Origin of the sequence: Natrinema sp. H-ect4, assembly GCF_041894845.1 — an archaeon.
GTDB lineage: Archaea > Halobacteriota > Halobacteria > Halobacteriales > Natrialbaceae > Natrinema.
In genome coordinates this window covers 21,170-44,708 of record NZ_JBHDYC010000007.1, presented here as the reverse complement: position 1 = coordinate 44,708, position 23,539 = coordinate 21,170, and the positions used below count along the sequence as shown (strand labels likewise).

Below are 23,539 nucleotides of genomic sequence, written 5' to 3'. Positions count from 1 at the left end.
CGAGGGCGAACCGGTGAGCGCACCGTCGAACCGACCGACTCGGAGCGAGCAGCCGGTAGCATTCGAACGAACGTCCACACCTTTCCCAACGATGGCGGACAACTGGCAACATCTGCCGCGCGCGAGTCGCGTTGCGCTGTTCAGGGGGGTGTAATGGGTCACTACGGCAGCGATCCGAATTCCCTCGAGTTTTTCCGGGTTTACAAAGAGAGAATATATAACCATCGCTCGAAAAATCCGCAAGATCGAATTGCCTTATACTCCTTAGACTACCTTTAGATTTGTTCGGTTGCCCCTATCACGCGGGAATTATTAGACAATCATCAACGCTAACTCTTATATGTAGCTAGTCCATCGACATCAGACGTGATTCAGAAGACAACCATGCGCTCGAACGACTCATACATGGACATACGTCTACAACGTATCGGTAGCAAAACGATGGGAACGGGGGTGGCTGCCTGATGGAGCCGACGCTCTTGCAGTCCGGAGAGGTCGCCGACGTTGGCGTCCTCGTCGATGCGCTCAATTACACGTGGGTCCTGGTGGTGTGTTTCCTGATCTTCTTCATGCACGCGGGCTTCGCGATGCTGGAGGCCGGTCAGGTTCGCTCGAAGAACGTCGCCAACCAGCTGACGAAGAACTTGCTGACCTGGTCGGTCGGGGTCGTCGCGTTCTTCCTCGTCGGAGCCGGTGTGAGCAGTCTCGTCGGCGGGGGCGGCTTCACCTGGATCGCCGGTGAGGATCCCGGCTCCTGGGCCAACGGCTGGTTTTACGGGGCCGTCTTCGCAATGACGGCGGCGACGATCGTCTCCGGCGCCGTCGCCGGACGCGCGAAACTCCGCGCGTACGTAGCGTACACCGTCCTGCTAGCGGCGGTCATCTACCCGGTCGTCACCGGGATCACGTGGTCCGGTGGGTACATTCTCGAGTACGTCGGAACCGGCTTCCAGGACTTCGCCGGCGGGATGATCGTCCACGGCATGGGCGGCATCGCCGGGCTCACCGCCGCGTGGGTACTCGGTCCGCGCATGGACCGGTACAACAGTGACGGGAGCGTCAATGTCATTCCCGGTCACTCGATGACGTTCGCGGTGCTGGGAACGCTCTTGCTCGCCTTCGGCTGGTACGGGTTCAACGTCGGGACGGCCTCGATCTTCGTCGAGAACGCCGACGGCGAGATGGTGTTCAACGCAGCCGTCCTCGGCCGCGTTGTGCTGACGACGACGCTAGCGATGGCGATGGGCGCCATCGGCTCCGGCGCAGTCGCCCTCCTGAAAACCGGCAAAGTCGACACGCTCTACGTTGCGAACGGCCTGCTGGCCGGGCTCGTCGGCATCACTGCGATTCCCGATGTCGCGGCGTGGTGGGGTGCGCTAGTCGTCGGTCTGCTTGCCGGCGCACAGCTGCCGATCGTCTTCAGTTTCGTCGAGCAGCGCCTGAAGATCGACGACGTCTGTGCGGTCTTCCCCGTCCACGGATCCGCGGGCGTCCTCGGAACGCTGCTGTTCCCGTTCGTGGCCGCTCCGGGTATGGTCGATAGCGTCGTCAACGCGTTCATCGCACAGCTGGCAGGCGTCGTCGTCATCACCGTTTGGACGGTCGTCGCAACCGCCGCAGTCTTCGGTGCGCTGAAGGCCATCGGACAGGCCCGCGTCTCGCCCGAACACGAGCGAGACGGCCTCGACGTCTCCGAACACGGCGTCGACACCTACCCCGAGTTCGGACAGCCCGATGTCGCGACCGACGGCGGCAGCGATGAGATCATCCGCGCCGACGGTGGTGAGCGATTCGGCGAATCGCGATCCTCGTCGGAACTCCGTTCCGACGGCGGCGAGCCGAACGACGGCGAGATCAAGATGGTTACCGCAATCGTTCGCCCCGACCGCCTCGGCGATATCAAGAAGTCCCTCGCAGAAGCCGGCGCACCGTCGCTGACCGTCACCAACGTCTCCGGCCGCGGCTCACAGCCCGCGAAGAAGGGGCAGTGGCGCGGCGAGGAGTACACGGTCGACCTCCACCAGAAGGTCAAGATCGAGTGCGTCGTCGCGGACATCCCGGCCCAGGAGGTCGTCGATGCCATCCGCGATGGTGCCGAAACCGGCGAGCCTGGCGACGGCAAGATATTCGTCATGCCCGTCGAGGACGCGACCCAGATCCGGACCGGCAAGACCGGGCGGGACGCCGTCTGACTCGAGATCGTCGCGAACACATTCCGCTTCCGGGTCGACTTCGGCCACCGAGCAGTACCACTCGGCTCGACAGATAGCAAGATTGCAATCGAGTACTGCGCCAGAACTTACTGCAGATCCTGCAGTTGTCGTTCGAGTCGGCGCAACTGCCGCTGCATATAGAGTAGATACGCGAACAACACCACGAACACGGACCCGTAGCCGGCGAGGAGAAGAGTGTCCATCTTACCGCACCTCTTCTTTCTGAAGGACAATTTTATCTTCGATTTCGTGGAGCCGGATACGAATCGCCATCACGTAGATGTAGAGCAACGCCAACGCAAGAAACGAGATCCCGAGGATCAGCGGATCGATGTTCGCACTCACGCTCGAGTTCGCGATCGTCGGCTCGTGAAACGTCGGTGACCAGAGCCGACCGGCGGTGTACGTAATCGGGACCGTGACGAACGCGACGACACCGTACACCGCGGCGAAGCGCTCGTCGCTTCCCCGTTCGGTCGAGGCATAGACGGCGAGATACCCCGCATAGATTAGCCAGACGATCAGAAACGTGACGAGGCGAATGTCGCTCCACTCCCACCAGGAGTTCCACACGACCCGTCCCCACATACTCCCCGTCGCAAGCGTCAGCGTCGCGAACAGAAAGCCGATTTCACCGCCGCTGTGTGCGAGGCGATTCCAGAACCGCCCTTCGTACCGGAGATACAGCAGACTCCCGATAAACGTCGTCGACAGCGCAAACGCGGTGAGAAACGCCAGCGGAATGTGCCAGTACGCGATGAGATTGATCCCGTGCTCGATACCGTACATGGTCCGAGAGGCGACGCCGAAGATCAGCGCAAGCGAGACCAGACCGAACGCAAACGCACCCCACCTCACGACCCGACTCCACATAACCCAGTGAAACAGGCGGATGAGTGACGCGAGCTGTCGAGAGAACGTACGCATACCGCAGTACTTGAAAGCGCCTGACTTAGTTTTTTCCAGTCGTTATCCGACGAGCACTGCCAGAATCGCTTTGTCGAGTTCGAACAGCAGGCCGATGCCCGTCACAACGAGTGCGTACCCACTCACTCGGCGGATCAACGCAGGCCGCTCGAGCGTGCGGACACGAGTCGTGAGCAGGGTATTCACCCGTTTGCCGCCGTAAGCGACGGCCAGCAGCGGGCCCGAGAATCCGACACCGTACGTGAACAAAAGCGTCGCGCTCCGCGTTACGTCACCGGACGTCCCGACGTATGCGAGGACACTGCCGAGGACGGGACCGACACAGGGAAGCCAGATAATGCCGAGAAACAGGCCCAAGACGAAGCCACTGACGAGTGGGTGTCGCGTGTTCTCGACGGACCTCGTCACTTGAGACACCGGGCCAGTGATCCGCGAGGCAGCGGTCGTGTAGGTGTCGTGGAGGTCGTCGTCGGCCATGACCGCACCGAACGCAATGATCAGGAGCACGAACGGCACTCTGAGCGTCTCCGGCGTCACAGTACTGAGCAGTGACGTGATAATGCCGAGTGCAGTAAACGAGGTGATACTCCCCGAGACGATCGACACCGGTCGCAGTCGGTGGCCAGCGCTGCCCGCGAGAAGCGGCGGAATCATGGGGAGACAACAGGGTGTCAGCGCAGTCAACGTCCCTGCAACGAAGACAGCGACGAGTCCGGCCACGTCGAACATAGCACGACGTTGTAATACGATCCAAAAGAACGTGCTGGATCCGAGATGACGGATCCGCGGCGACTATCGGCGATCTAGTCGTCGATCGATTCGTTTCGAAGCGGCTGGTCGTAGTACTCGACGTCGTCGGGAATGTCGCTCTCGTTGAGCGATTCGGTCCCGGTCGGGATCCCAGCCAACTCGAGTTTCTTTTGCATCGGGTTCATGTCGTAGCCGAGTTCTTCCTGCGTCCGCGGGTAGTAGATGCCTTCTTCCGGCGGCCCGGTCGTCGGGAAGTCCTGCTCTTTCTCGACGAACGCGGGGCGATCGTGGCCGTTCATGTAGCCGGCGATATCCTGGACATCGTCCCAGTCACTCACCGTATGTGGCGCGCCGTACGGCATCGACTCGCGGATGAACGAAGCCGAGGTGTACATCCGGCTCATGCCGGCACCGTCGTTGAACGAGTCTGGGCCCCACAGGGCAGGTGAACTTCCTTCGATGCCCTGTCCGTTATCGCCGTGACAGGACGCGCAGTTCTCGAGGTAGAGTTCGGCACCGCGCACGGGGTTGACCGATTCGATCGGTTTCTTCTCGTCACCCTCGGGCTTGTTCAGGTGTGTCCAGTAGGGCTGGGCCTTCACTGGCACGCCTTCGCTCAGCCACTGCATGTACGCCTCCATCGCCTGCATCTCTCGGCTGTCGTAGGCTGGCGTCCCCTCGGGGGCAGCCTGGGAGTTCATACTCCGCTCGAAACAGCCCATCAGGCGCTGGCGCGAGTCGCGCATGCGGTCGCGTCGGGACGTCCACTCCGGCAGGTCCGCGTGGGTACCCACAAGCGGGATCATGTCGATATCCTGCCCGACCATCCCCTGTGTCATCCCGTAGCGCGGGTCAGTGCCGCCGTGACAGCTGGCACAGGAAAGCTCGTTGCCGACGTGTTCCGGCATCGCCTGGGAGGTGTTTCGCATGAGTTCGCGTCCGTAGCGAACCATCTCGCGCTCCTCCTCGGTCGAGGGGAGCGTCGAATCGTTCATCTCTTTGGGAGAAAACTGAACCTCGTCACCGGCTGTCGCGTTCCGGTACTCCAAGTTGTCTTTCGAGTCGCCTTCCCGGAGGTCTTCGTCGAGTACTTTCCGATCGGGCCACTCTTTGGGGAGTTCTGTCGTCTCGTTGGACTCTTGCTCGCCGGGAGACGTCGGCGCAGCACAGCCGGCGAGGGCGATTAAGACGACAACGCCCAGTAGAGCGAGGTGATTGCGATTTATCACCTCGCATCACCTCTGGTTGTGATCCACAACTGATTTCGTCTCTGCATATTGCCATATATAACAACTGATGATTAAACATTTATGGTCGGCAGGAATTCATGCTAGTGCTAGATTTCAGAACACTGTAGTGAGTGCTGATCGAGACACAAGGGATAAGTAAAATGTCAATCTCGCCGAGGAAGGTATTTACTATCACGATATTCATCGCAGCGATCGGAATCGGTTACTATTCGATGAACGCGGCACCGGTACTCAGCGACGACTCCCACACGTATCACGGAGACACGGAGTGGCGAACTGATATCGACGACGCACAGCAGCTCGCTGCCGAGCAAGAGAAACCGCTGTTGATCTACTTCTGGACGACCTGGTGTACGTACTGCGAAGACTACAACGCGAACGCGTACTCCGATCCAGCCGTCCTCGAGCAACTCGACGAGTTCGTCCTCCTCGCGGTGAATCTCGAGGACAACAGTCAACAGGCTGGTGCGCTCCAACAGCAGTACAGCGCGAACTATCCGCCACAGCACGTCGCCGTCACGCCGGACGGTGAGGTACTGGTTGAAATCAATGGCTACGCCGAGACGGACGCGTTTCAGGGCTATCTGGATGAGGCACTCGAGGAGTGGGAACGCCAATGATGGGTGGAACACTCCTGATCGGCGCCGCATTACTGTCCGGTCTCACGGCGACGGTCCTCCTCGTCACGAACTATCTCCGACGTGAAGAGCGGTACCTCGACGCCGTTACGCCACTGATCGGCACGACCGCTGGGCTGCTCAGCCTGGCGCTTGCCTATCTGACCTACCAGTTCGTGACCACCGATTACGCGAACGCCTACGTGTGGAATAATACGGCGAACTACATTTCGATCTTCTACCGGATCACTGGCGTGTACGCAGGGAACCAGGGCTCGATTCTCCTCTGGGCGGCGCTGACGGCCGTCGTCGCGTTCTGGGCCGTCGTCGTTCGCGGCCTCGAGCGCCGGGAGACGCGACTCGTCCAAGGGATCACAATGGGAGTCGTGACATATTTCACGGCGATGCTGGTGCTTGACAGCCCCTTTAAGCCGATTTCGGCGGCGTTCCCGGAGATGGACCCGGGATTCGTCCCGATCGACGGGACGGGACTCAACCCCCTGCTCATCGATCCGTATATGGCGATCCATCCGCCAATTATGTTCATCGCGTACGCGCTGTTGACGATGCCGTTTGCCATCGCCGTCGCCCACTTCATCTCGACGGTTCGCGGGGAGAACGGCCTCTTCGAGGAGTGGATCGGCAGCGTCACACGCTGGCTGCGCATCGCGTGGCTGTTTTTGACCGCGGCAATCGTACTCGGGTCGCTGTGGTCGTACCGGGTGCTGGGCTGGGGCGGTATCTGGGCGTGGGACCCCGTCGAGGTCGCCGTGTTGATCCCATGGCTATTCCTCACGGCGACGCTGCACGCGGTGATGAACTATCGCTCCCGGTCGACCTATGCGACGCTTGCTCCTGCGATGACCGGAGCGACGCTCGCACTCATCGTCTACGCGACGGCGATCGTCCGCAGCGGCGTGTTCCGGAGCGTCCATTCGTTCGCCGATGGCGGCATCGGCGCTGCACTGCTGGTGTTGCTGGCGATCACGTCGATTCTCGGCATCGGACTGCCGCTTGGGTACTGGCTCCTCCGTGAGCCGGAGACAGCGTCTGAGACAGCGGCGGACACATCGCAGTCTCAGCAATGGATTTCGCGCGTGAACCTGAAACACCTCGCGGTCCTGAGTATCGGGCTGCTCGGCTTCATCTCGGTCTGGGGCCTGACGTTCCCCGTACTCAACACCTCCGTGACCGGTATCGAAGTCGAAGTCGGCGGCCAGTACTACAACCTCTGGAGCTACCCGATCGTCCTCGGCGTGTTACTCATCCTCGGGTTCTACATGGACTACGACGTCGAGGGCCGTCGGCGAGCGCTGATCTCGCTGGGAATCTTCTCGCTGTCGACCGTCCTTGCGGCCCTGATCGCACCCAGCGAGACGTGGACGTTGTCGAACGTCGATGGCAGCGACGCGCTGTTGTACCGACTCGTCGGCAACGCGAGCGCGCTGTCGATTCTCCCGCCAGCGGCGTACGTCTGCCTGACGGTCATCAAGCGAACGCTCGAGTTCGTCCCCGGCAACCCGAATCGAAACTACCAACTCAAGCAAGTCGGGATCACGATGATCCACGTCGCCTTCGCGCTGTTCGTGGTGACGGTGACCTTCTCCTATCTCTTTACGGCCCAGTCGTCGCTGGTCGTCGCCGACGCCGATCGCGAAGCGACGATCGAGGGGTCGACCGTCCACGAGGTCCCCGACTCTAACTACGCAGTCCAAGTCTCCGACTATCGCTCGTATCAGCGGCCCGAAGAGCCGAACGTCGAAAACATGGCGCTCTCGAGCGAGCAGATCGCCTCCCGCGGACAGGAGATCCACGAGACGAGACAGCCGGTCTACGGCACGGCGACGCAGATAAACACCGGGCCGAACGCAACTGTCATTCAGCTCGATAATTCGGGTATCTGGATCGGCGCGATGAACGCGAGTCAGACCGAACTCGGGATCGAACGGGGAGATCAGGTCGTCGGTGTCGGCACCGTCATGTGGGATTTCCTGCCAGACATGCCACAGTCCGACGGTGTCGTCGTCACCGAGGCGGCAAACGTCGGCCCGGTCTCGAACCCACCGGCCGCACTCGACCAGACGCGTGTCGAGGGAACTGCAGTCGGACTCACCGTCTACCAGAACGGCGAGCAGATCGCCCGCGGTAACGCCGGCCAGGAACAGTACCGCCAGCAGGGTGGGATGGAGGTCCGCGACGTACTCGTCGACCGTGGCCTGACCCACGACACCTACGTCATCGCGGCGGTCGACGACGGGACCGTATCGCTGACAGTCAAGCAGATCCCACTGATGACCGTGATGCGTCTCAGTGTTGGCGCCCTGTTGCTGGGCATGCTTCTGGTGCTCGTGTTCGATCCCGCTCACGGGCTCGCCCGACTCTGGCCGCAGGTCACGCGCCAGCAAACCACCGCCGAAACTACATCAGACTAACCTATGAGAAAGACAGTCCTCGGCTTCGTCGTCCTCGTATCGTTCCTGATCGTCCCCGCGACCGCGACTGCCGCATCGGTTTCGGGAACCGTAACCGTCGCCGACGGTTCTGCCGACGGCGAGACGGTCACGATCGCGCCGCTTGACCCCACTAATGAACTCGTCGGCAACGCGACCGAAACGACGGTCGAAGACGGCTCGTTCACCTACGAGTCCGTCGAGGGCGCCATCACCTACTTCGTCGAACTCGAACATGAGGGCTCGACACACTACGCGCTCGTCGACGAGGGTGAGCAACCCACGCTCGTCCTGAACGACACGATCTCGGGCGAACTCGTCGACGAGAACGGCACGTCGATTTCGAACGCCACCATCACCGTCACGAGCCAGCACGGTCCCGAAGTGACACAGGTGAACGCGACGGATGGCTCGTTCACGATCGGCCCGGTCCAGCCCGATCGAATGTACACCCTCGAGATCGAGGCGAACGACGCCGACTACGAGCGGGTGGTTTCGACCGGAAACGACACGACGGACAGGACCTTCGAGTTGCCGACGCCGACGACTGACCGAGATGCGCTGACCCTCAGTGGTGGCCAACCGGTGAACCACCTCCTGCGTGTCGGGCCGACGCAAAACGGGTCCGGGCTGTTCGTCGTCGAGACGGTCTCCGTCGAGAACGGTGCCGATCGACCGTTCGCCGGCAACGTCTCCTTTGCAGTGCCATCGGACGCGGAGGTCGTCACGGCAATGGTCAATAACGAACGCACCGCGGTCAGCCGAACGAACGACACGGCGGCGGTCGAGACGATGATCAGTCCACAGGAACCGACCACCGTCGACGTATTCTATCGGCTCGAGGACCAGACGTTCGAGAAACCGGTCGGGTACGACGTCGAGCAACTCGCGATCCAGTTTGCCGAACACGACCTGAGCCAGGTCGAGGTCTCCGACAACCTCGTCGAAGCCGACGCACCGATGCCGATGGTGACGAGTACGGGGCCGCTCGAGGCTGATGATCGGATTTCGGTGAGCATCACTGAGTCCAATCAAACGGTCGCCAGCGATCAGACCGACGACGGTTCGGGGGCCGGCGAGTTCCCGCTCGGCCTCGTGAGCCTCGGCTTCGTCGCCATCATCGCGATCGGACTGGCCGCGTATCGGTACCTGTAAGCCGGTTTGCTATCGGTGAGGAACCAGCGACCTATTCACAGCGGTTGATTTCGGTCGGCGCCATTCCGCTGAACTACTGCCAACATATAAATACAATTATCGAATACGCGAAGATGAAATTTATTATATATTATACTATTCTTATCAAGTATAGCATACTGATTCACAGTTATTCTAGATGATAGCGAGAACGGATCGAAGTTCCCCTACCGTTCGACGACGTACTCGAACAGCGCGATTCCGATCAGGAACAACACGCCGTCGTAGACCAGCAGGAGCCGGAACCATCGCCACAGCGGCAGTCCCTCCGAAATCGCGCGTGTGAGTTCGACGCCAGCGAGCAACACCGGAATCACGAGCGGCACGAGCAACAGCGGCAACAGGAGATCGCTGAGCCGGGCTCGAGCCGTCATCGTCGCGATGAGTACGCCGGTCGCGGCGAAGCCAAAGGCCGCGAGGGCGATGACGAGCAACAATAGCGGGACCGTGCCCGTCTGGATGGTGAAGTCGAGGAAAACGACGATACACCCGAGCGTGATGACTGCGACGGCCCCCGTGAACGCGGTGTTGCTCACGACTTTGCCGACGTAGATCGCCGAGCGGTCGACGGGAACGAGCAACAGGCTGTCGAGGCCGGCGTCGGCCTCTTCGACGGCGACGCTCTGGCTCACGCTGAACGTCCCGGCGAAGACGAACGCGACCCAGAGCGCACCGCTTGCGACGACGTCGATGTTCGCGAACGTGCGGGCGAAACTGAACGCGAAGATAATGACGACCAGCAGTGCGAAGACGGCTGCGGTGTTGAGTACTTGTTTGGAACGCAACTCGATGCGGAAGTCCTTGCGAGCGACCTCGAGGACGGTCCGCCAGTAGCTGACGGCGGTATTGTCGGTCATTGCAGAGTAGAGCGACCGACCGCCTCGAGATACGCGGTCTCGAACGACTGGCGGTCGAGGTCGGTCAGCGAGACGGTTCGTTCCAGCGTGCCATCGACGAGTACGAGCGCGCGGTCACAGTCGTCAACGGCCCGCTCGAGGTCGTGAGTCGCGATGACGACGGTTCGATCGTCGAACCGCGTCAGAATCCGCTGGAGATCCATCGCCGACCGCTGGTCGAGGCCGGCGTACGGTTCGTCGAGCAACAGGACCGTCGGGTCGTGAAGCACTGCCCGCGCGATCGAGAGGCGCTTGGTCATGCCATGCGAGAAGTTCTCGACGCGGGTCGAGGCGTGCGTTCGGAGGTTCACGTCCTCGAGGACCCGTTCGACGCGCTCTGTATCGACGTTTCGCAGTCGGGCGTGCAGTCGCAGGTTCTCGCGGGCGGTAAGCGTGCCGTAGACCATCGGTCGGTGGCTGACGACACCGAGTTTCGCACGAACCGCAGTCGCGTCCGGCGTCACATCGTCGCCGTCGATCCGGACGCGACCGTCGTCGGGGGCGGCAAGCGTCGACAGCAGTTGCATCAGGGAGGTTTTTCCCGCGCCGTTGGGACCGAACAACCCGACGTGCTCACCGGAATCGACGGTAAAAGAGACGTCGCGGAGCGCGGTCGTCGAGCCGAGCCGTCTCGTCACGCCATCGACGCTGATCGTCCCCATGTCGTTATGTCTGTTCGGTCGGTGGCATTTCAGTACTGTTGTTGCTGTTTCCGTCACCGCCGCCTTCGTGGGCCCGAACGGAGAGTTCGGATGCGTCGACCGAACCGTCCTCGACGGTTCCTTTCGCGACGACGATCCGACCCTCGGCCATCGTCTCGGGCATCGACCCGTCGTAGACGACGTCGACGGACGTGTTGTTATCCGTGACAGCGAACCGGATCTCGTTACCGTCTTGTTCGAGGTTGGCGACTTTGCCCTCGAGGTTGACCCACTCACCATCGTAGTCGCCGTTCTCGAGTGCGGTCGGCGTGACGAACTCCGCGGACGCGTTCATGACCGTCGTTCCGAGAACACCGAAGAGTAACACGACGCCGACGCCGGCGAAAAGTAACTTACTCCTTCGTTTCACGTCCGAATGTGTCTGATCGGACTATTTCAATCTTGGCGTGTACTAGTAATTCCTGTTGCATTCCCGTCGGACGACCCGCTCTCGGACGGACCGGCGCGGACCACGATCCCGAAGGGATACGACCCGAACACAGGCGGCGGTCGACGCGTTGCGACCCAACCTCGGTACTCCTTTCCCGTCCGACTCCGAAGGGGCGCGCATGACCGACGACAACTCACGCGACCTGTACGACCGAGCGCTGTCGGTGCTGCCCGGCGGCGTCAACTCTGCGGTCCGCGCGGCGATCGAGCCGTATCCGTTCTTCGTCCGGAAGGGCGAGGGCGGCCACGTCATCGACGCCGACGGCAACCGCTACATCGACTGGGTGATGGGACTCGGCCCGCTGTTGCTGGGACACGACCTGCCCGAGCCGGTCCGGGCCGCCATCCAGCAGAAAGCCAGCGAGGGACCGATGTACGGCACCCCGACGGAGGTCGAGGTCGACCTCGCGGAGTTCGTCGTCCGCCACGTCCCGAGCGTCGAGAAGATCCGGTTCGTCAACTCGGGCACCGAAGCCACGACCTCCGCCGTCCGACTCGCGCGGGGGTACACCGGTCGGAACAAGATCGTCGTCATGCAGGGCGGCTACCACGGCGCACAGGAATCGACGCTGGTCGAGGGCGACGCCGAGGATCCGAAACCGTCTTCCGCGGGAATTCCACAGTCCTTCGCCGACCACACCCTTCCGGTGCCGTTCAACGACGAGGACGCGATCCGCGAGGTGTTCGAGACACACGGCGACGACATCGCGGCCGTCCTCACCGAACCGATTCTGGGCAACTACGGCATCGTCTACCCCGAAGAGGGCTACCACGAGTTCCTCCGAGAAATCACCGAGGAACACGGCTCCCTGCTCATCTTCGACGAAGTGATCACCGGCTTCCGCGTCGGCGGCCTCGGTTGCGCGCAAAGCGAGTTCGGTGTCACGCCCGATCTGACGACCTTCGGGAAGATCATCGGCGGCGGCTTCCCCGTCGGCGCGATCGGCGGCCGCGCCGAAATTATCGAGCACTTCGCGCCGACGGGCGACGTCTTCCAGGCCGGCACCTTCTCCGGCCACCCCGTCACGATGGCCGCCGGCCTCGAGACCCTCAAATTCGCCGCGGAAAACGACGTCTACGATCATGTCAACGGGCTCGGAGACCGGTTGCGCCGCGGATTAACCGATATCGTCGCCGATCAGGCACCCAGCTACACCGTCACCGGCACGGACAGCATGTTCAAGGTGATATTCACCCGCAACGGACCCGGACCGGACTCGCTCGAGGAGCAGTGCCCGGCCGGCTGTCGGCAGGACCCGACCTGCCCGCGCTACGACTACTCGCCGAAGAACGCCGCCGACGTGAAAAACGCCGAGACCGAGCGCTGGCGACGCATCTTCTGGGGAGAAATGAAGGCACAGGACGTCTTCCTCTCGCAGAATCAGTTCGAGTGCCAGTTCGTCAGTTACGGCCACACCGAAGAAGACGTCGAAGAGACGCTCGAGGCGTACACGGAAGCGCTGTGATCGGGGAACTCGCGGGTGGCGGACAGTGCCCATTCACTCCAAGATGAGCGCTTCCGTCGTCGCGTCCGCGAGCGATTCGTCGTCCCGTTCGCTCGAGGCCGCCGGGAGTTCGACCGTGAAGCGACTCCCGTCCGAACCGGTTTCGGTGAGTTCGACGCTCCCGTCGTAGCGGGCGACCAGTTGGGAGACCAGATAGAGGCCGAGTCCGTGCGTGCTCCCGTAGCTTTCGACGCGGTCGAAGAGGGAGTCGACCTTCGATTCGGGGATTCCGGGGCCGTTGTCCGCGATTTCGAACCGGACGGTTTCGGGGCCTGGTTCGACCGTCACCTCGACGCGTGGCGTCGCGGCGTCGTTGTGCTCGATCGCGTTCGAGAGGAGATTGGCGAAGATACGGGCGAGTAAGTCGTCCGCGCGGACGTCGACGTGATCCGGGATCGAGGTCTCCACGTCGATGGGCTCCCACTCGTGTTCCAGTTTTCGGACCTCGTCGGCCAGCACTCGAGCGGCGTCGACGCGCTCGGGCCGGTAGCTCCCTTCGGTCGTCTGCAGCAGTACGCGGACGTCGTCGATCACCGTCGACATGGCCTCGGACTCGTCGATGACGATCTCGAGCCAGTGACGGCTGTGATCGTCCAGCGAGGACTCCGCCTCGAGAACCCGCGACGCGTAGCCGTTGATGATCGTCGCGGTGTTCAACACCTCGTGGCGAAGGATCCCGTTGAGGTAATCGAGATAATCGCGCTGCTCCTCGAGGTGTTCCGTCTGGAGGGCCGTCCGTTCGGCGGTCAGGGCGCGCTCGACGGCGCGGCCTTCGATGCAGCCGATGAGCAATCCGGTTCCGGCACCGAACGCCACGGCCCACCGAGCCCACGCCCCGATCAGGGCCCACGAGCCGGTCGGAATGACGACCATGAGCGGGACGTTGACGCTCAGAAACACGGCGAGACCGCCGAGAAACCACCACGCGATACGCGGGTATCGCGCCGGCGAGAGCGAGGACGAATGGAGCCAGCGGCCTGCGTACGCGATTCCCACGAGAAGGGGAATCGTCGTTACGACCCCGACTAGAAACGCACCCTCAGTAGCTGCGGCCGAGACGAACGTCATTCGGAGCACGATTTCGGCGAGTAACACGAACGCCAATCCCGTTCCGAATATCGTCAGAGACGCCGGCAGTCGATCCGTGGCGATCGTTCTGGCGTTCTCGGCCCATTGCATACCCCGTTAGTACCAACCGGCTCGGTTAGTAGTTCCGGCCATTCCCCCTCTAACAGGCCGATAACGGCCGTTCGCGACCTGAAAAGAAAACCAATTCGAGCCGCATATGGACTGTTGGCAGTCAGTTCCGGCGCACCCGCGAACCGTCCTGCGGTCGCACCGGAACTGACTTACAGCAGTCCGTCTCAGTCGTCGTCGCTAACCGACTCGAGAGACTCGCGATCCGCGATAAGCCGGTCGGCGATGACGTGACCGCTCGTCTCCGTCGCGGTCGCCTTCCGCTGGAAGAGGAGTTTCGCGCCGACGTCCCAGGCGAAGAGAACCGCGCCGGCGATCAGTAGCGTATCGCCGGGCATGCGTAGCCAGAACAGGGTCTGGATCAGCCCGCCGTTGTAGAACTCGAGGCTGCGCGCCGCGGCGTAGCTCTGGGTGAACGCGGTCTCGAGCTGGAGGAAGCCGATGGGGAGCAAGGACAGGAAGATCATCAGCGCCAGCCCGACGTTACAGCACCAGAACGACCAGCGCAGCCGGCGGTCGGACCAGTGTGCGTCGCGGGTGGTCAGCCGGAGGATGTAGACGGCCATCCCCATCGCGAGCAGGCCGAAGGCGCCGAACATCGCGCCGTGGGCGTGGGCGACGGTGAGGTAGGTCCCGGTCTCGTAGTAGCTGATCAGCGGGAGGTTGATGAAGAAGCCGATCACGCCGGCCCCGAAGAAGTTCCAGACGCTCGAGGCGACGATGAAGTAGAAGGCCGTCCGGTAGGGGAAGTCCGTCCCCGCGGTGTCCATCGCGCGATACTGGCCGAGTGCCTCGTAGAGGATGAAAAGGAGGGGAATGAACTCGAGCGTGGAGAAGACGCTCCCGATGGGGAGCCAGGCTTCGGGGAGGCCGACCCACCAGTAGTGATGCGAGACGCCGATGATCCCGCTGCCCATGACGAGCGCGGCCTGGAAGATGACGGCCTTCTCGGCGGACTTCTTGGTGAGGAGGTTCATCGAGACCAGCGTCAGCGCGATGACGACGACGATGAAGAACTCGAAAACGCCCTCGACCCACATGTGGACGACCCACCAGCGCCAGAACTCGGTGGTGACGATGTTGGTCTGGGGCGTGTAGAGGAAGCCCGCGACGAACAGCAGGCCGATCGAGCCGCCCGCGTAGACGATCATGTGGGCCAGCCCGTAGCGGGGCTCGCGGTCCAGCAGCGGTTTGAACCCGCGGGCCACGAGGGCGGTCCAGCCCAGGAAGCCGACCAGCAGGCCGAACTGCCAGACGCGGCCGATCTCGAGGTACTCGAGGCCCTCGTTGCCCAGCAGCCACCAGAGCTGGCCGTCGAAGACGTTGTTCGTCCCGAGCCAGATGCCGGCCAGCCCGCCGACGGCGACGACCAGCAACGCGCCGATCAGTCCCTTGACGTACAGGGCCTGTTTGGGCGGTTCACGACCGGTCAGTAGCGGTGCAAGGAAGAGACCGGCGCCGAGCCACATCGTGGCGATCCAGAGGATTCCGAGATCGATGTGCCAGGTCCGGGCGATCGACCAGGGTAGCCACTGGAGGATGTCGAACCCGATCAGTTCCCGGAGGCCGAAGAAGCCGTCGCGCTCGACGTAGTAGTGGGCGAGCAAACCGCCGAGGAACGTCTGGGCGGCGAAGAGGAGCGCACCGATGAGGATGAATCGCGTGCTCAACAGCTGGCTCGGGGTCAGGTCGATTTCGCTCGGATGCGGGATCGAAACGCTGGCCGCGTCGGGTTCGGGAATCTCGACGGACTGGTAGAGCCAGATCGCGACCCCCGCACCGCCGACCAGCAGCACCATCGCGATGACGCTCCAGGTCATCACCGGCCCGCCCGCGTCGTTGCCCGCGGCGGGCGAGTAGGGCCAGTCGTTGGTGAACGACGCCTCGGAGTCGGGACGGTCAGTGTGGGAGATCCAGGCGGTCCACAGCGCGAAGTCGGCGAACTCCTCGGCTTCCTCGGCGCTGGGCACCTGTCCCTCGGGAATCCCGCGCTCGCGGTCGCCCTCGTAGTAGCGCTCGACGTACTCCTCACGGACCTGTTCGTGGGCGTAGACCTCAGCGCCGGAGTACTCGACCCGATCGGACTGGTACGGACTCGACTGGAGCTCCTGTCGGACCTCCTGATCGATTCCCGCCTGAACCGACGCGTTCAGCGCCGTGTAGTTCTCGTCGTGGCGCTCCTGCGCGTAGTACTCGCGCATGTACTCGGTCTTGGACTCGAGCGCGTCGGCAGTGTAGTCGGTGTCGTAGTAACTCCCGTGGCCCAGAATCGAGCCCTGGTTCATCAGGCCGTTCTCCTGAAAGACCGCCTTCCCGGACTGGACATCGTCGCTCGTCGCGACCGTTTCGCCGTCCGGGCCGACGATGGTGTCGGGAATCTCCGGTTCGTTCGCATAGGAGAGCCACGCCCCGCCGCCCATGACGACGAGATTCACGACGAAAATCGTCGCGAGGAACGTGGCGAGTTGCTTTCTGGATATCTGCATGACAGCTATAACTCGAGTAGAAAGCCCCGTCAAACGGCCCGTGAATTCCGACGATCTGGAAAAGGAGGCGAACGTGTTCGTGACAGCGATGAGGTGGTGAGAACTCGTAGCCCTCGCACACCGTTATCTCCCGTTACACACCCGCTATCTCTCAGTCGAGACAAACGAAGAGCACCGCGTCTCGCCGTCACGGCCGCTCCGCCGGCGGGTTCAGTCCGCAGCCGTGACGATCGCACCCTGGTAGCTCGCGATCTCCTCGAGCACCGCTTCGCGGTCGTCCTCACCGACGTCGAACTCGGCGAGCGCGTCGTCGAGGTGGGTCGCGATCGCCCGAAAGTCCGACGGGGTGATACCCATATCCGCGTGGACGGCTTCCATCTCGCCGCCGGCGTACTCGACCGGACCGCCGGTGACCGAACTGATGAACTGGGCCTGATGGGCGCGCTGTTTCTGCATATCGACATCGTCGAAGTAGCCGGCGACCTGTTCGTCCGCCATGACGCGGTCGTAGAACTCGTCGACGACGGCTGCGATCGCCCCTTCGCCACCGAGTCGCTCGTAGAGGGAGTCTCCCATCGTCCAAATGTATTCGCCCAAAGTAGTATAAATAGCATCCCGAACTCGTTTTGCAAAAATATTGTGTGTGAATACCACCCGCGAAGTTACGGTCGATCCGGCTGGCGACTTCGAAGCTCCACTCTTGATCCAAATCGCTGGCGTCAGTCTCCGTACTTTTCGCGTCGGACAAGCGTGCTTTTCATACTCGAGGCTCCGACAAACGGCGACGAGACCGACACTCGAAGCGCCTGTTGAGGTGAGTTCCCGAGATTACGGAGGCGAGGGGCGGGAGTTCGATCCGGACGGACCTAGAGGAGTTGGCTGACGATGTGATTCGCGTAATACACGGACGGATACGAGGCCGCGAAGGAGAGTAAAAATCCGTTTAGACCCATGAAAACGGCGTTACAGAAGTGGAACACGGCACCGGCGAACAGGATCACCAGTGCAACCTGAGCGTCGACGAAGAGGACCGCAACGAATAACGATTCGAACGCGATCACAGCCCAGGATCCGACGAGTTTCAGTCGCGGACGGGATGTGACGACCGAATACACGTATTGGTTACCCCATGTTCGCGTCGAGAAGATGCCCGCGATCGCATCTCCGGATTGCCAATCGGCGGAGATCGCTTTCGTTACTCCGGCGATAAGGTACGCCAGCAGAGCCTGCGCTGCGATAAACAGAACCCCGGCTTGCTCCAATAGACTATCCGCGGGTGCGGCGGCCGCTACCACCGTCCCGGTCAGCACGATTACGGCCATATCTAAATCGCCCGTCAACCCGACCGGTTGGCGGAAGAATATGCCCACGTAGGTCAACAAGAGGACCACATGCAGCGGCCAGAGCATGTAGCCCGCGATCACCGTCGAAGCGACCAGTATCCCCATGAGACCTTGGATCGCGAGAAGGACTTTGAATCGAGGCCCGTGTAGTATCGGGACCACTACCGGCGCGAGGGCGCTGGAATTAATAAATAGTTTCGAGACATCCCAGCTCAGTATCCCGGACTCCTCGAACTTTCGCCACGACGAGAACTGTTGTAACGAAATGAGGACCGCGTGAGCACCGATCAACGCCGATGTCAGCCGTAGTACCGTCGGTAGTTCGATCATGGTTCCGCCTTTTGTGATATCGAATGGTATCCGGACACGAACACGGGCTCGTACTGTTCTATTTCCCGCGAGTGTTTCATGATGGTAAACTGCGTGGTTTCGCTCAGTTCGGAGTGTCTCTGGTGTGTCACGTAGTTCAACAGCGCGATATACGACAGCGACATTTGGATTTCGTCGAGCGGCATGGGTTCAAGGGTCGGAACCTCCTGATCGGTGCCGTCACGGGACTGCTTCTCTTCGACCGCGATCTGTAGTTCCTGAACGACATCGAAAAGTGCCTTGTAACGGTAGATGTCAGGGTTCCAGACCCACCCGAGCACCCCGGAGGTTCGAGAAAAGTCGGAGACGCGTTGCCATTCCGTTGCTGTATCGCCAGCTGTTCGATCACGGTAGAGAACGTGGTAATCGTACCGGCCGGGGTGTGGCGAGAAGAAGTTCCACTTCGGAACCAGTTGGGCTAGCAATCCGCAGTGCTGGACGAGAAATTTGCTGCCCGGTTTGAACGAGTTCACGACAGTGGCTCCGAGCCACAGTATCAGTACTCCAATCACGAACCCCGAAAGCATCATCTCAACGTTCATATTATTTTTGATGGACTGTTACCGGTCGGACAGTTCGTCGCCGGGAGATCGATTTCTGATGGAATCATCCACGGACGATCGCCTCGACGGATCGTCGAGTTCGAACTCTGTCGGGGGAGACTCCGCGAGGGAGCTCGACCCACCCGCCGCTGCCCCGGCGGCAACTCCCGACGCGAACGCAAGTGACGTCGATTCCGCAGTGCCAACCGAACTCGCGGCCTCGTCCACGTCGGTCGGAACGGCCTGCGTCGTCTCCCGCTTGAGGGCGTCCAGTCGCTGCGGAACGATCGCGATCAAGTAGACGAACTCCGTCTCGGTCTCGGCCGAACGTTCCCGAATTTCGAGCTTGTCGGTCTCGAACCGATCGGCGTCGGGCGAAACGAAGGTCATACCGATCGGATTGGGGCCGATCTGCACGTCGTCACAGACGAGGTCGTCTCCGTACCAGACGCCGATCGACGCGGTCGCCGCTTCCGCCGATTCGGTCGCGCTCAGCTCGGCGACCGTCCCGCAGACGGAGAGTGCGCGATCGCGATCACCCATGCCGACCGCCCGTTCGAACTGTTCGAGCAGCCGTGATTCATCGCGACGAGCCCAAAACACCGTGAGGCGACCCGCAAGCGGACCGTACAACGCAGGATCGGCCTTGGGGAGTTCGAGGACGGTCGGCGACACGACCCGTTCGCGACGGGACTGCCACTCGGAATCGTCAGATCGGTTTGGCATATCTCGAATACCGACCAGAGTTTTATAAATAATACGATTAGAAACTTTTAACGAAGATACAAAAATTAATTAGTGCCCCGTCTCGCTCGTCGCCGAGGGAGAGCGCGGCGTTCGAACGACCGCCTCCGACGGGTGGCTCGTCGAGTTTCGTCCGACGCGGTCGCGAACTCATCAATTCAGTTCATACGTTCGAATTTTCAGCGTCGAGTATCGGAGCGAGAGCCAACTCGCCCCGACGAGAAGGACGATCGTCGTGATGATCCCGCCGAGAGCGACGTTCACCGGTTCTGCAAAGAGCGCCGATGAAGGGGATACCGAAAACCCGACGATGGCGGGCATTCCCACGAGGACGACGAAGATTGAGAAGTACAGTGCGACGATCAATCGCGGCGGGTACATCGTGTCGTTGCGCGCGAGCTGGGTCCCACCGCTGTTCGGAAACGTCACGCCGAACGCGAGCGAGACGAACGGAATGCAGGCGCCGAACGTCGCGCCGAGAATTACGAACGTGAGTTCGGTCCCGAAAGGGAGCGAGCTCACGGTCGTCGACGCAGCGGTCACGAGCGCGACAAAAACGCACCCCGGGACCGCAGCAGAAAGGGCGTACCCCCTGAGCAGGTACGTCCCGCCACGAGGGGTCGTGAGCGAAACTGCGAGCATCCGCCCTTCGTTTCCGAGCGGGTTCAACGACGCCCCGACGCCGACAGTCGCCCCGCCGTAGATCGCGACCAAGAGCGGGAGGGCGTTCGGAAATCGGTTCCACACACCCATCACGACGCTCACCGAAACGACCAGCAACAGCCCCACGAACAGCAATACCCGCGGATTGCGTCGGATTCGAACCCACGTCACGCGCGCTGCCGCGACGTCAGGGCTGGGTTCGAACCGCTCGAACACCGTGTCGGTACCGAAGATTCCGGAAGTCGAATCGGTCGATCTACCTTCAGACCGATCGGCGAACCACAACCGCTCGCAGACGTGTTCAGAGACGACGATGCTGAGTACGACCACGAGTGGCGTTCCAAGAGCGACGGCAACGGCGCGACTCGAGGCGGCACTCTCGGACGTCACGAAAGCGAGATCGGCGTACCAGCCGACCGGCAGCGCGCCGAGCAGTTCCATCGCATCGCGTATCCACAGGAACAGCGCGAACATTCCGATCGAGAGCGCACCCCCGACAAGGTTTCTGTGCGCTTGCAACGGTTCGACGGCGACGAACGATAATTTCACCGCCATCGCGATCGGATACGCCACGGCGACGGCGGTCACGAAGACGAGGGCCGTGGCGAGGAGTATCGAGATCACTAGCGCGGCCGATCCGCTCCCGATTCCGAACGCGACAGCCCCGGCGATCACGAGCACGCCGACCAGTCGAGCGCTGAAAAGGACATACTGTAACAACGCTGCGACGACAATCGTGCGCGGAGTCACAACCAATAGCAGCTCTTCTATCTCGTCGCCGAGCAGTCCGTTTCGGCTCACTTCCGGAAGGACGACGAAGTACGTGACGACGGCGAATAGGAGGCCCGAAAGCCCTCGTCCGAGTTCAAGAATTCGTTCCCATTCGCCGGTCGAAAACCTCGTTCCGTACTCGTACGCGCCCGGCGAATCCCAGATCACCTCGTATCCGGAAAGCGGAACGCGACCGACGACCGCCGGAACGAGAACGAGGAGGGGAACGAGATAGAGCGCGAGTAGGTGCGGTTGCGTCCGCAGTTTCCGGTACGAGCGGGTACCGTTGACGCGGAAAATTCGAACCGCGTTGCGTACCGACGAAATCATGAGCAATTGGTGTATTGCGCCGAACGGTCTCCGGTAATCTCGAGGAAGACGTCCTCTAGCGTCTCGTTCCCCGCTCCCGTTCGCGCGCCGTCTTTCAACTCGTCCGGATTGCCTTCGGCGACGAGTCGACCGTCTTTCAGCACGCCGACCGTGTCGGCGAGTTCGTCGACGACCGACAAGATGTGCGTCGATAGAAAGACCGTCGTATCGCCGTCAGCTAACGTCGCGATCGTCTCCCGAACCGTTCGAGCAGCGTGCGGATCGAGGCCGGCGGTCGGTTCGTCGAGGAAGACGACGGGTGGCTCGTGAAGGATCGCGTTGATAATGCCGATCTTCTGTCGCATTCCTTTAGAGTAGGTCCGAATACGCTGGCCGGCGTCTCCTTCGAGTCCGAACCTCGCGATGAACCGATCGATTCTCCGCTTGGCGACGTCTTCAGGGAATTCGCGGAGCCGAGCGAAGAACTCCAACTGTTCGCGGCCGGTGAGTTCTTCGTAAACGGGTGGCCCGTGGGAGAGGTAGCCGATCAAGGGAGTGACCGCTTCTCTGTCGGATATCGGTTCGCCAGCGATACTCGCGGTACCCGACGTCGGTTTGGTCAGCGCCGTCAGCATCCGCATCGTCGTCGTCTTCCCCGCACCGTTCGGTCCCAGAAACCCGTAAATCGTACCGGGCTCGATACGAAGCGAGAGTTCGTCGACGGCCGTGGTGTCTCCGTATCGCTTACTGAGTGAAGAGGTGTTGATAGCCCAATCGAAATTCATTGTGGAATTATAGGCACTATCGATACGAAATATCTTGTGGTTACCTCTGGCCGTCCAGGGCCGCGACGACGGGTGGTGAGGAACACATCTTCGCTCGAGGCATTTGCGTCGTGACAGCCGTCCTCTCCAAGGATTGATCCGTGGTCTCCGCGTTCTCTGCAGTTGCGGGCGTTCTCCTAACATCCGTAAAGACGGAGCATCCGTCGAATCGTGATCGGTCAGTTGGGTCCCGATGCGTCGTCGAAATCCGTGATACGACGCTCCGTGATTTCGGAGTCGGATATCTGTACGACGTGGACGCCACCGCCTGAGGCTGTATCTCTGCTGATAGCGGCTCGGACAGCCTCCGTCGCGATTCGTGTTCCCCGCTCGGCGGAGAGACCGCGTTCGTAGTGCTGTTCGAGGGAGCCGTACGCGAGTTGCATTCCCGAGCCCGTAACCACGTATTCGTCGGAGAGAACGCCGCCGTTCGGATCGACCGACGCAACTCGAGGACCGTCGTCGTCGATCCCGCCGATGATCGGGTTGATATCCCGATACGGCCCGCGACGAGAGAGAGTGGCGGCGAGTTCCTGCAGTGCAGCAATACTCATCGGCGAGTCCCGTCGGGTTTCGTACAGCGCCGCTTCGGATCGGAGGGTCCGAGCGAACTGCTGGTTGCTCCCGATGAGTCCGACGAGCGTTACGACCGCCCTGTCGTGAATTCGTTTGATTTTCTCGGAGTGTTTCTGGAGGACGAATCGCCCGTCGATCGAGACGCGCATATCCGACGCAACGATCACGCCTGCCGCCGTCGTGAGTCCGATCGACGTAGTGCCGGTCGTCGCACCCCCCTTCGAGGGTCGGTTCCGATTCGATTGTGTCTTTTTGATGTTACGTCTCATATATAAGTACAAAAACGCTCTTGCTAAAAATGTATTGTTTGAACAAATGAGAATATAAGCGTCGCGTCATCCGCTCCTCGGTATCGAACCAGGAGTCTTGGGTCGAGTTACGCGGTCACCGATTCCCGGCGATCGATGAGGTCGCTGGCGGACGGCTGGCTCGACGCGTCGGTGTCACGCGGCGTCGGCAGCTCGGCAGCGTCCAGGTCAGACGACCCAGAACCGGCAGCTGCCGCCCCGGCGACGACGCCGGCCGCGAAGGCGACAGCAAGGGCGCTCGCCTCCGGATTCGCCGTGGCCGCAGCTTCGTCCATATCGACCGGAATTTTCTCACTTGCGTACTGTTCAACGGCATCGGACTTTGTGTTTTCTGCCGACATTACCCATGTGTTGATTAATCTTCTATTGGTATAAATGTTTGGTCGAACAATAGAAGCGACTAATCAGTACGGAAAATTTACATCATGTTATTCGCTGATCGGTACAATCGTCG

The 23,539-nt window shown here is 61.4% G+C and carries 22 protein-coding genes; 5 read left to right on the top strand and 17 right to left on the bottom strand.

Going from position 1 to position 23,539, the window contains the following annotated elements:
• Nucleotides 1-464: 464 nt before the first annotated feature.
• Nucleotides 465-2,192, top strand: coding sequence for an ammonium transporter (locus tag ACEWFR_RS10555; RefSeq protein ID WP_374060989.1), 1,728 nt, complete (start codon nt 465-467; stop codon nt 2,190-2,192).
• Nucleotides 2,193-2,299: 107 nt separating this feature from the next.
• On the opposite strand, the gene ACEWFR_RS10550 is transcribed toward ACEWFR_RS10555, so the two are convergent.
• The 4 genes from ACEWFR_RS10550 to ACEWFR_RS10535 all read right to left on the bottom strand — a co-directional run bounded on the left by ACEWFR_RS10550 (nt 2,300) and on the right by ACEWFR_RS10535 (nt 5,119).
• Nucleotides 2,300-2,416, bottom strand: coding sequence for a CcmD family protein (locus tag ACEWFR_RS10550; protein WP_138777706.1), 117 nt, complete (start codon nt 2,414-2,416; stop codon nt 2,300-2,302).
• A gap of 1 nt (nt 2,417) precedes the next feature.
• Nucleotides 2,418-3,140, bottom strand: coding sequence for a cytochrome c biogenesis protein (locus ACEWFR_RS10545; RefSeq protein WP_374060988.1), 723 nt, complete (start codon nt 3,138-3,140; stop codon nt 2,418-2,420).
• 42 nt (nt 3,141-3,182) lie between these two features.
• The gene (locus ACEWFR_RS10540; protein WP_374060987.1) at nt 3,183-3,869 is read right to left on the bottom strand and encodes a cytochrome c biogenesis CcdA family protein; all 687 of its coding nucleotides are present in this window, start codon (nt 3,867-3,869) and stop codon (nt 3,183-3,185) included.
• A gap of 74 nt (nt 3,870-3,943) precedes the next feature.
• Nucleotides 3,944-5,119 (bottom strand): c-type cytochrome, encoded by a 1,176-nt coding sequence (locus ACEWFR_RS10535; RefSeq protein ID WP_374060986.1) that lies wholly within the window; start codon nt 5,117-5,119, stop codon nt 3,944-3,946.
• Nucleotides 5,120-5,286: 167 nt separating this feature from the next.
• On the opposite strand from ACEWFR_RS10535, the gene ACEWFR_RS10530 reads away from it, so the two are divergent.
• Genes ACEWFR_RS10530 through ACEWFR_RS10520 form a run of 3 tightly spaced genes read left to right on the top strand, consistent with a single transcriptional unit; the run spans nt 5,287 to nt 9,362 of the window.
• Entirely contained in the window at nt 5,287-5,760 is a 474-nt protein-coding gene (locus tag ACEWFR_RS10530; RefSeq protein ID WP_373617494.1) for a thioredoxin family protein, read from the top strand.
• The gene (gene ccsA / locus ACEWFR_RS10525) at nt 5,757-8,189 is read left to right on the top strand and encodes a cytochrome c biogenesis protein CcsA (RefSeq protein WP_374060985.1); all 2,433 of its coding nucleotides are present in this window, start codon (nt 5,757-5,759) and stop codon (nt 8,187-8,189) included. The genes ACEWFR_RS10530 and ccsA overlap by 4 nt, the downstream gene beginning before the upstream one ends.
• A 3-nt stretch (nt 8,190-8,192) precedes the next feature.
• Nucleotides 8,193-9,362, top strand: coding sequence for a carboxypeptidase-like regulatory domain-containing protein (locus ACEWFR_RS10520; protein ID WP_374060984.1), 1,170 nt, complete (start codon nt 8,193-8,195; stop codon nt 9,360-9,362).
• 206 nt (nt 9,363-9,568) lie between these two features.
• On the opposite strand, the gene ACEWFR_RS10515 is transcribed toward ACEWFR_RS10520, so the two are convergent.
• Genes ACEWFR_RS10515 through ACEWFR_RS10505 form a run of 3 tightly spaced genes read right to left on the bottom strand, consistent with a single transcriptional unit; the run spans nt 9,569 to nt 11,368 of the window.
• A complete protein-coding gene (locus ACEWFR_RS10515; protein WP_374060983.1) occupies nt 9,569-10,258 on the bottom strand; it encodes a heme exporter protein CcmB in 690 nt (229 codons plus the stop codon).
• A complete protein-coding gene (locus ACEWFR_RS10510; protein ID WP_374060982.1) occupies nt 10,255-10,959 on the bottom strand; it encodes an ABC transporter ATP-binding protein in 705 nt (234 codons plus the stop codon). Before ACEWFR_RS10510 ends, ACEWFR_RS10515 begins: the two co-directional genes overlap by 4 nt.
• A gap of 4 nt (nt 10,960-10,963) precedes the next feature.
• The gene (locus ACEWFR_RS10505) at nt 10,964-11,368 is read right to left on the bottom strand and encodes a cytochrome c maturation protein CcmE (RefSeq protein WP_374060981.1); all 405 of its coding nucleotides are present in this window, start codon (nt 11,366-11,368) and stop codon (nt 10,964-10,966) included.
• A 199-nt stretch (nt 11,369-11,567) separates the two neighbouring features.
• Here ACEWFR_RS10505 and ACEWFR_RS10500 point away from each other — a divergent pair, with 199 nt between their 5' ends.
• A complete protein-coding gene (locus tag ACEWFR_RS10500; RefSeq protein ID WP_374060980.1) occupies nt 11,568-12,914 on the top strand; it encodes a glutamate-1-semialdehyde 2,1-aminomutase in 1,347 nt (448 codons plus the stop codon).
• Between the two features lie 33 nt (nt 12,915-12,947).
• On the opposite strand, the gene ACEWFR_RS10495 is transcribed toward ACEWFR_RS10500, so the two are convergent.
• The 10 genes from ACEWFR_RS10495 to ACEWFR_RS10450 form a co-directional block, all read right to left on the bottom strand.
• Nucleotides 12,948-14,132, bottom strand: a complete 1,185-nt coding sequence (locus ACEWFR_RS10495; protein ID WP_374060979.1) for a sensor histidine kinase — start codon at nt 14,130-14,132, stop codon at nt 12,948-12,950.
• A 185-nt stretch (nt 14,133-14,317) separates the two neighbouring features.
• The gene (locus tag ACEWFR_RS10490; RefSeq protein WP_374060978.1) at nt 14,318-16,636 is read right to left on the bottom strand and encodes a nitric-oxide reductase large subunit; all 2,319 of its coding nucleotides are present in this window, start codon (nt 16,634-16,636) and stop codon (nt 14,318-14,320) included.
• A gap of 210 nt (nt 16,637-16,846) precedes the next feature.
• Entirely contained in the window at nt 16,847-17,212 is a 366-nt protein-coding gene (locus ACEWFR_RS10485) for a group 1 truncated hemoglobin (protein WP_374060977.1), read from the bottom strand.
• 290 nt (nt 17,213-17,502) lie between these two features.
• Nucleotides 17,503-18,309 carry a hypothetical protein gene (locus ACEWFR_RS10480; RefSeq protein WP_374060976.1) on the bottom strand — a complete coding sequence of 269 codons (807 nt, stop codon included), beginning with the start codon at nt 18,307-18,309 and terminating at the stop codon, nt 17,503-17,505.
• Nucleotides 18,306-18,890 carry a hypothetical protein gene (locus tag ACEWFR_RS10475; protein ID WP_374060975.1) on the bottom strand — a complete coding sequence of 195 codons (585 nt, stop codon included), beginning with the start codon at nt 18,888-18,890 and terminating at the stop codon, nt 18,306-18,308. The genes ACEWFR_RS10480 and ACEWFR_RS10475 overlap by 4 nt, the downstream gene beginning before the upstream one ends.
• A gap of 18 nt (nt 18,891-18,908) precedes the next feature.
• Nucleotides 18,909-19,616: a hypothetical protein gene (locus ACEWFR_RS10470; protein WP_374060974.1), complete on the bottom strand. Its 708-nt coding sequence runs from the start codon at nt 19,614-19,616 to the stop codon at nt 18,909-18,911.
• A 171-nt stretch (nt 19,617-19,787) separates the two neighbouring features.
• Nucleotides 19,788-21,398, bottom strand: coding sequence for a hypothetical protein (locus ACEWFR_RS10465; protein ID WP_374060973.1), 1,611 nt, complete (start codon nt 21,396-21,398; stop codon nt 19,788-19,790).
• Complete coding sequence (locus tag ACEWFR_RS10460; protein ID WP_374060972.1) at nt 21,395-22,162, bottom strand: ABC transporter ATP-binding protein; 768 nt, start codon at nt 22,160-22,162, stop codon at nt 21,395-21,397. Before ACEWFR_RS10460 ends, ACEWFR_RS10465 begins: the two co-directional genes overlap by 4 nt.
• A 218-nt stretch (nt 22,163-22,380) precedes the next feature.
• Nucleotides 22,381-23,046: a proteasome subunit beta gene (locus tag ACEWFR_RS10455; protein ID WP_374060971.1), complete on the bottom strand. Its 666-nt coding sequence runs from the start codon at nt 23,044-23,046 to the stop codon at nt 22,381-22,383.
• Nucleotides 23,047-23,153: 107 nt separating this feature from the next.
• Nucleotides 23,154-23,426, bottom strand: a complete 273-nt coding sequence (locus ACEWFR_RS10450) for a hypothetical protein (RefSeq protein WP_374060970.1) — start codon at nt 23,424-23,426, stop codon at nt 23,154-23,156.
• Between the last annotated feature and the right edge of the window lie 113 nt (nt 23,427-23,539).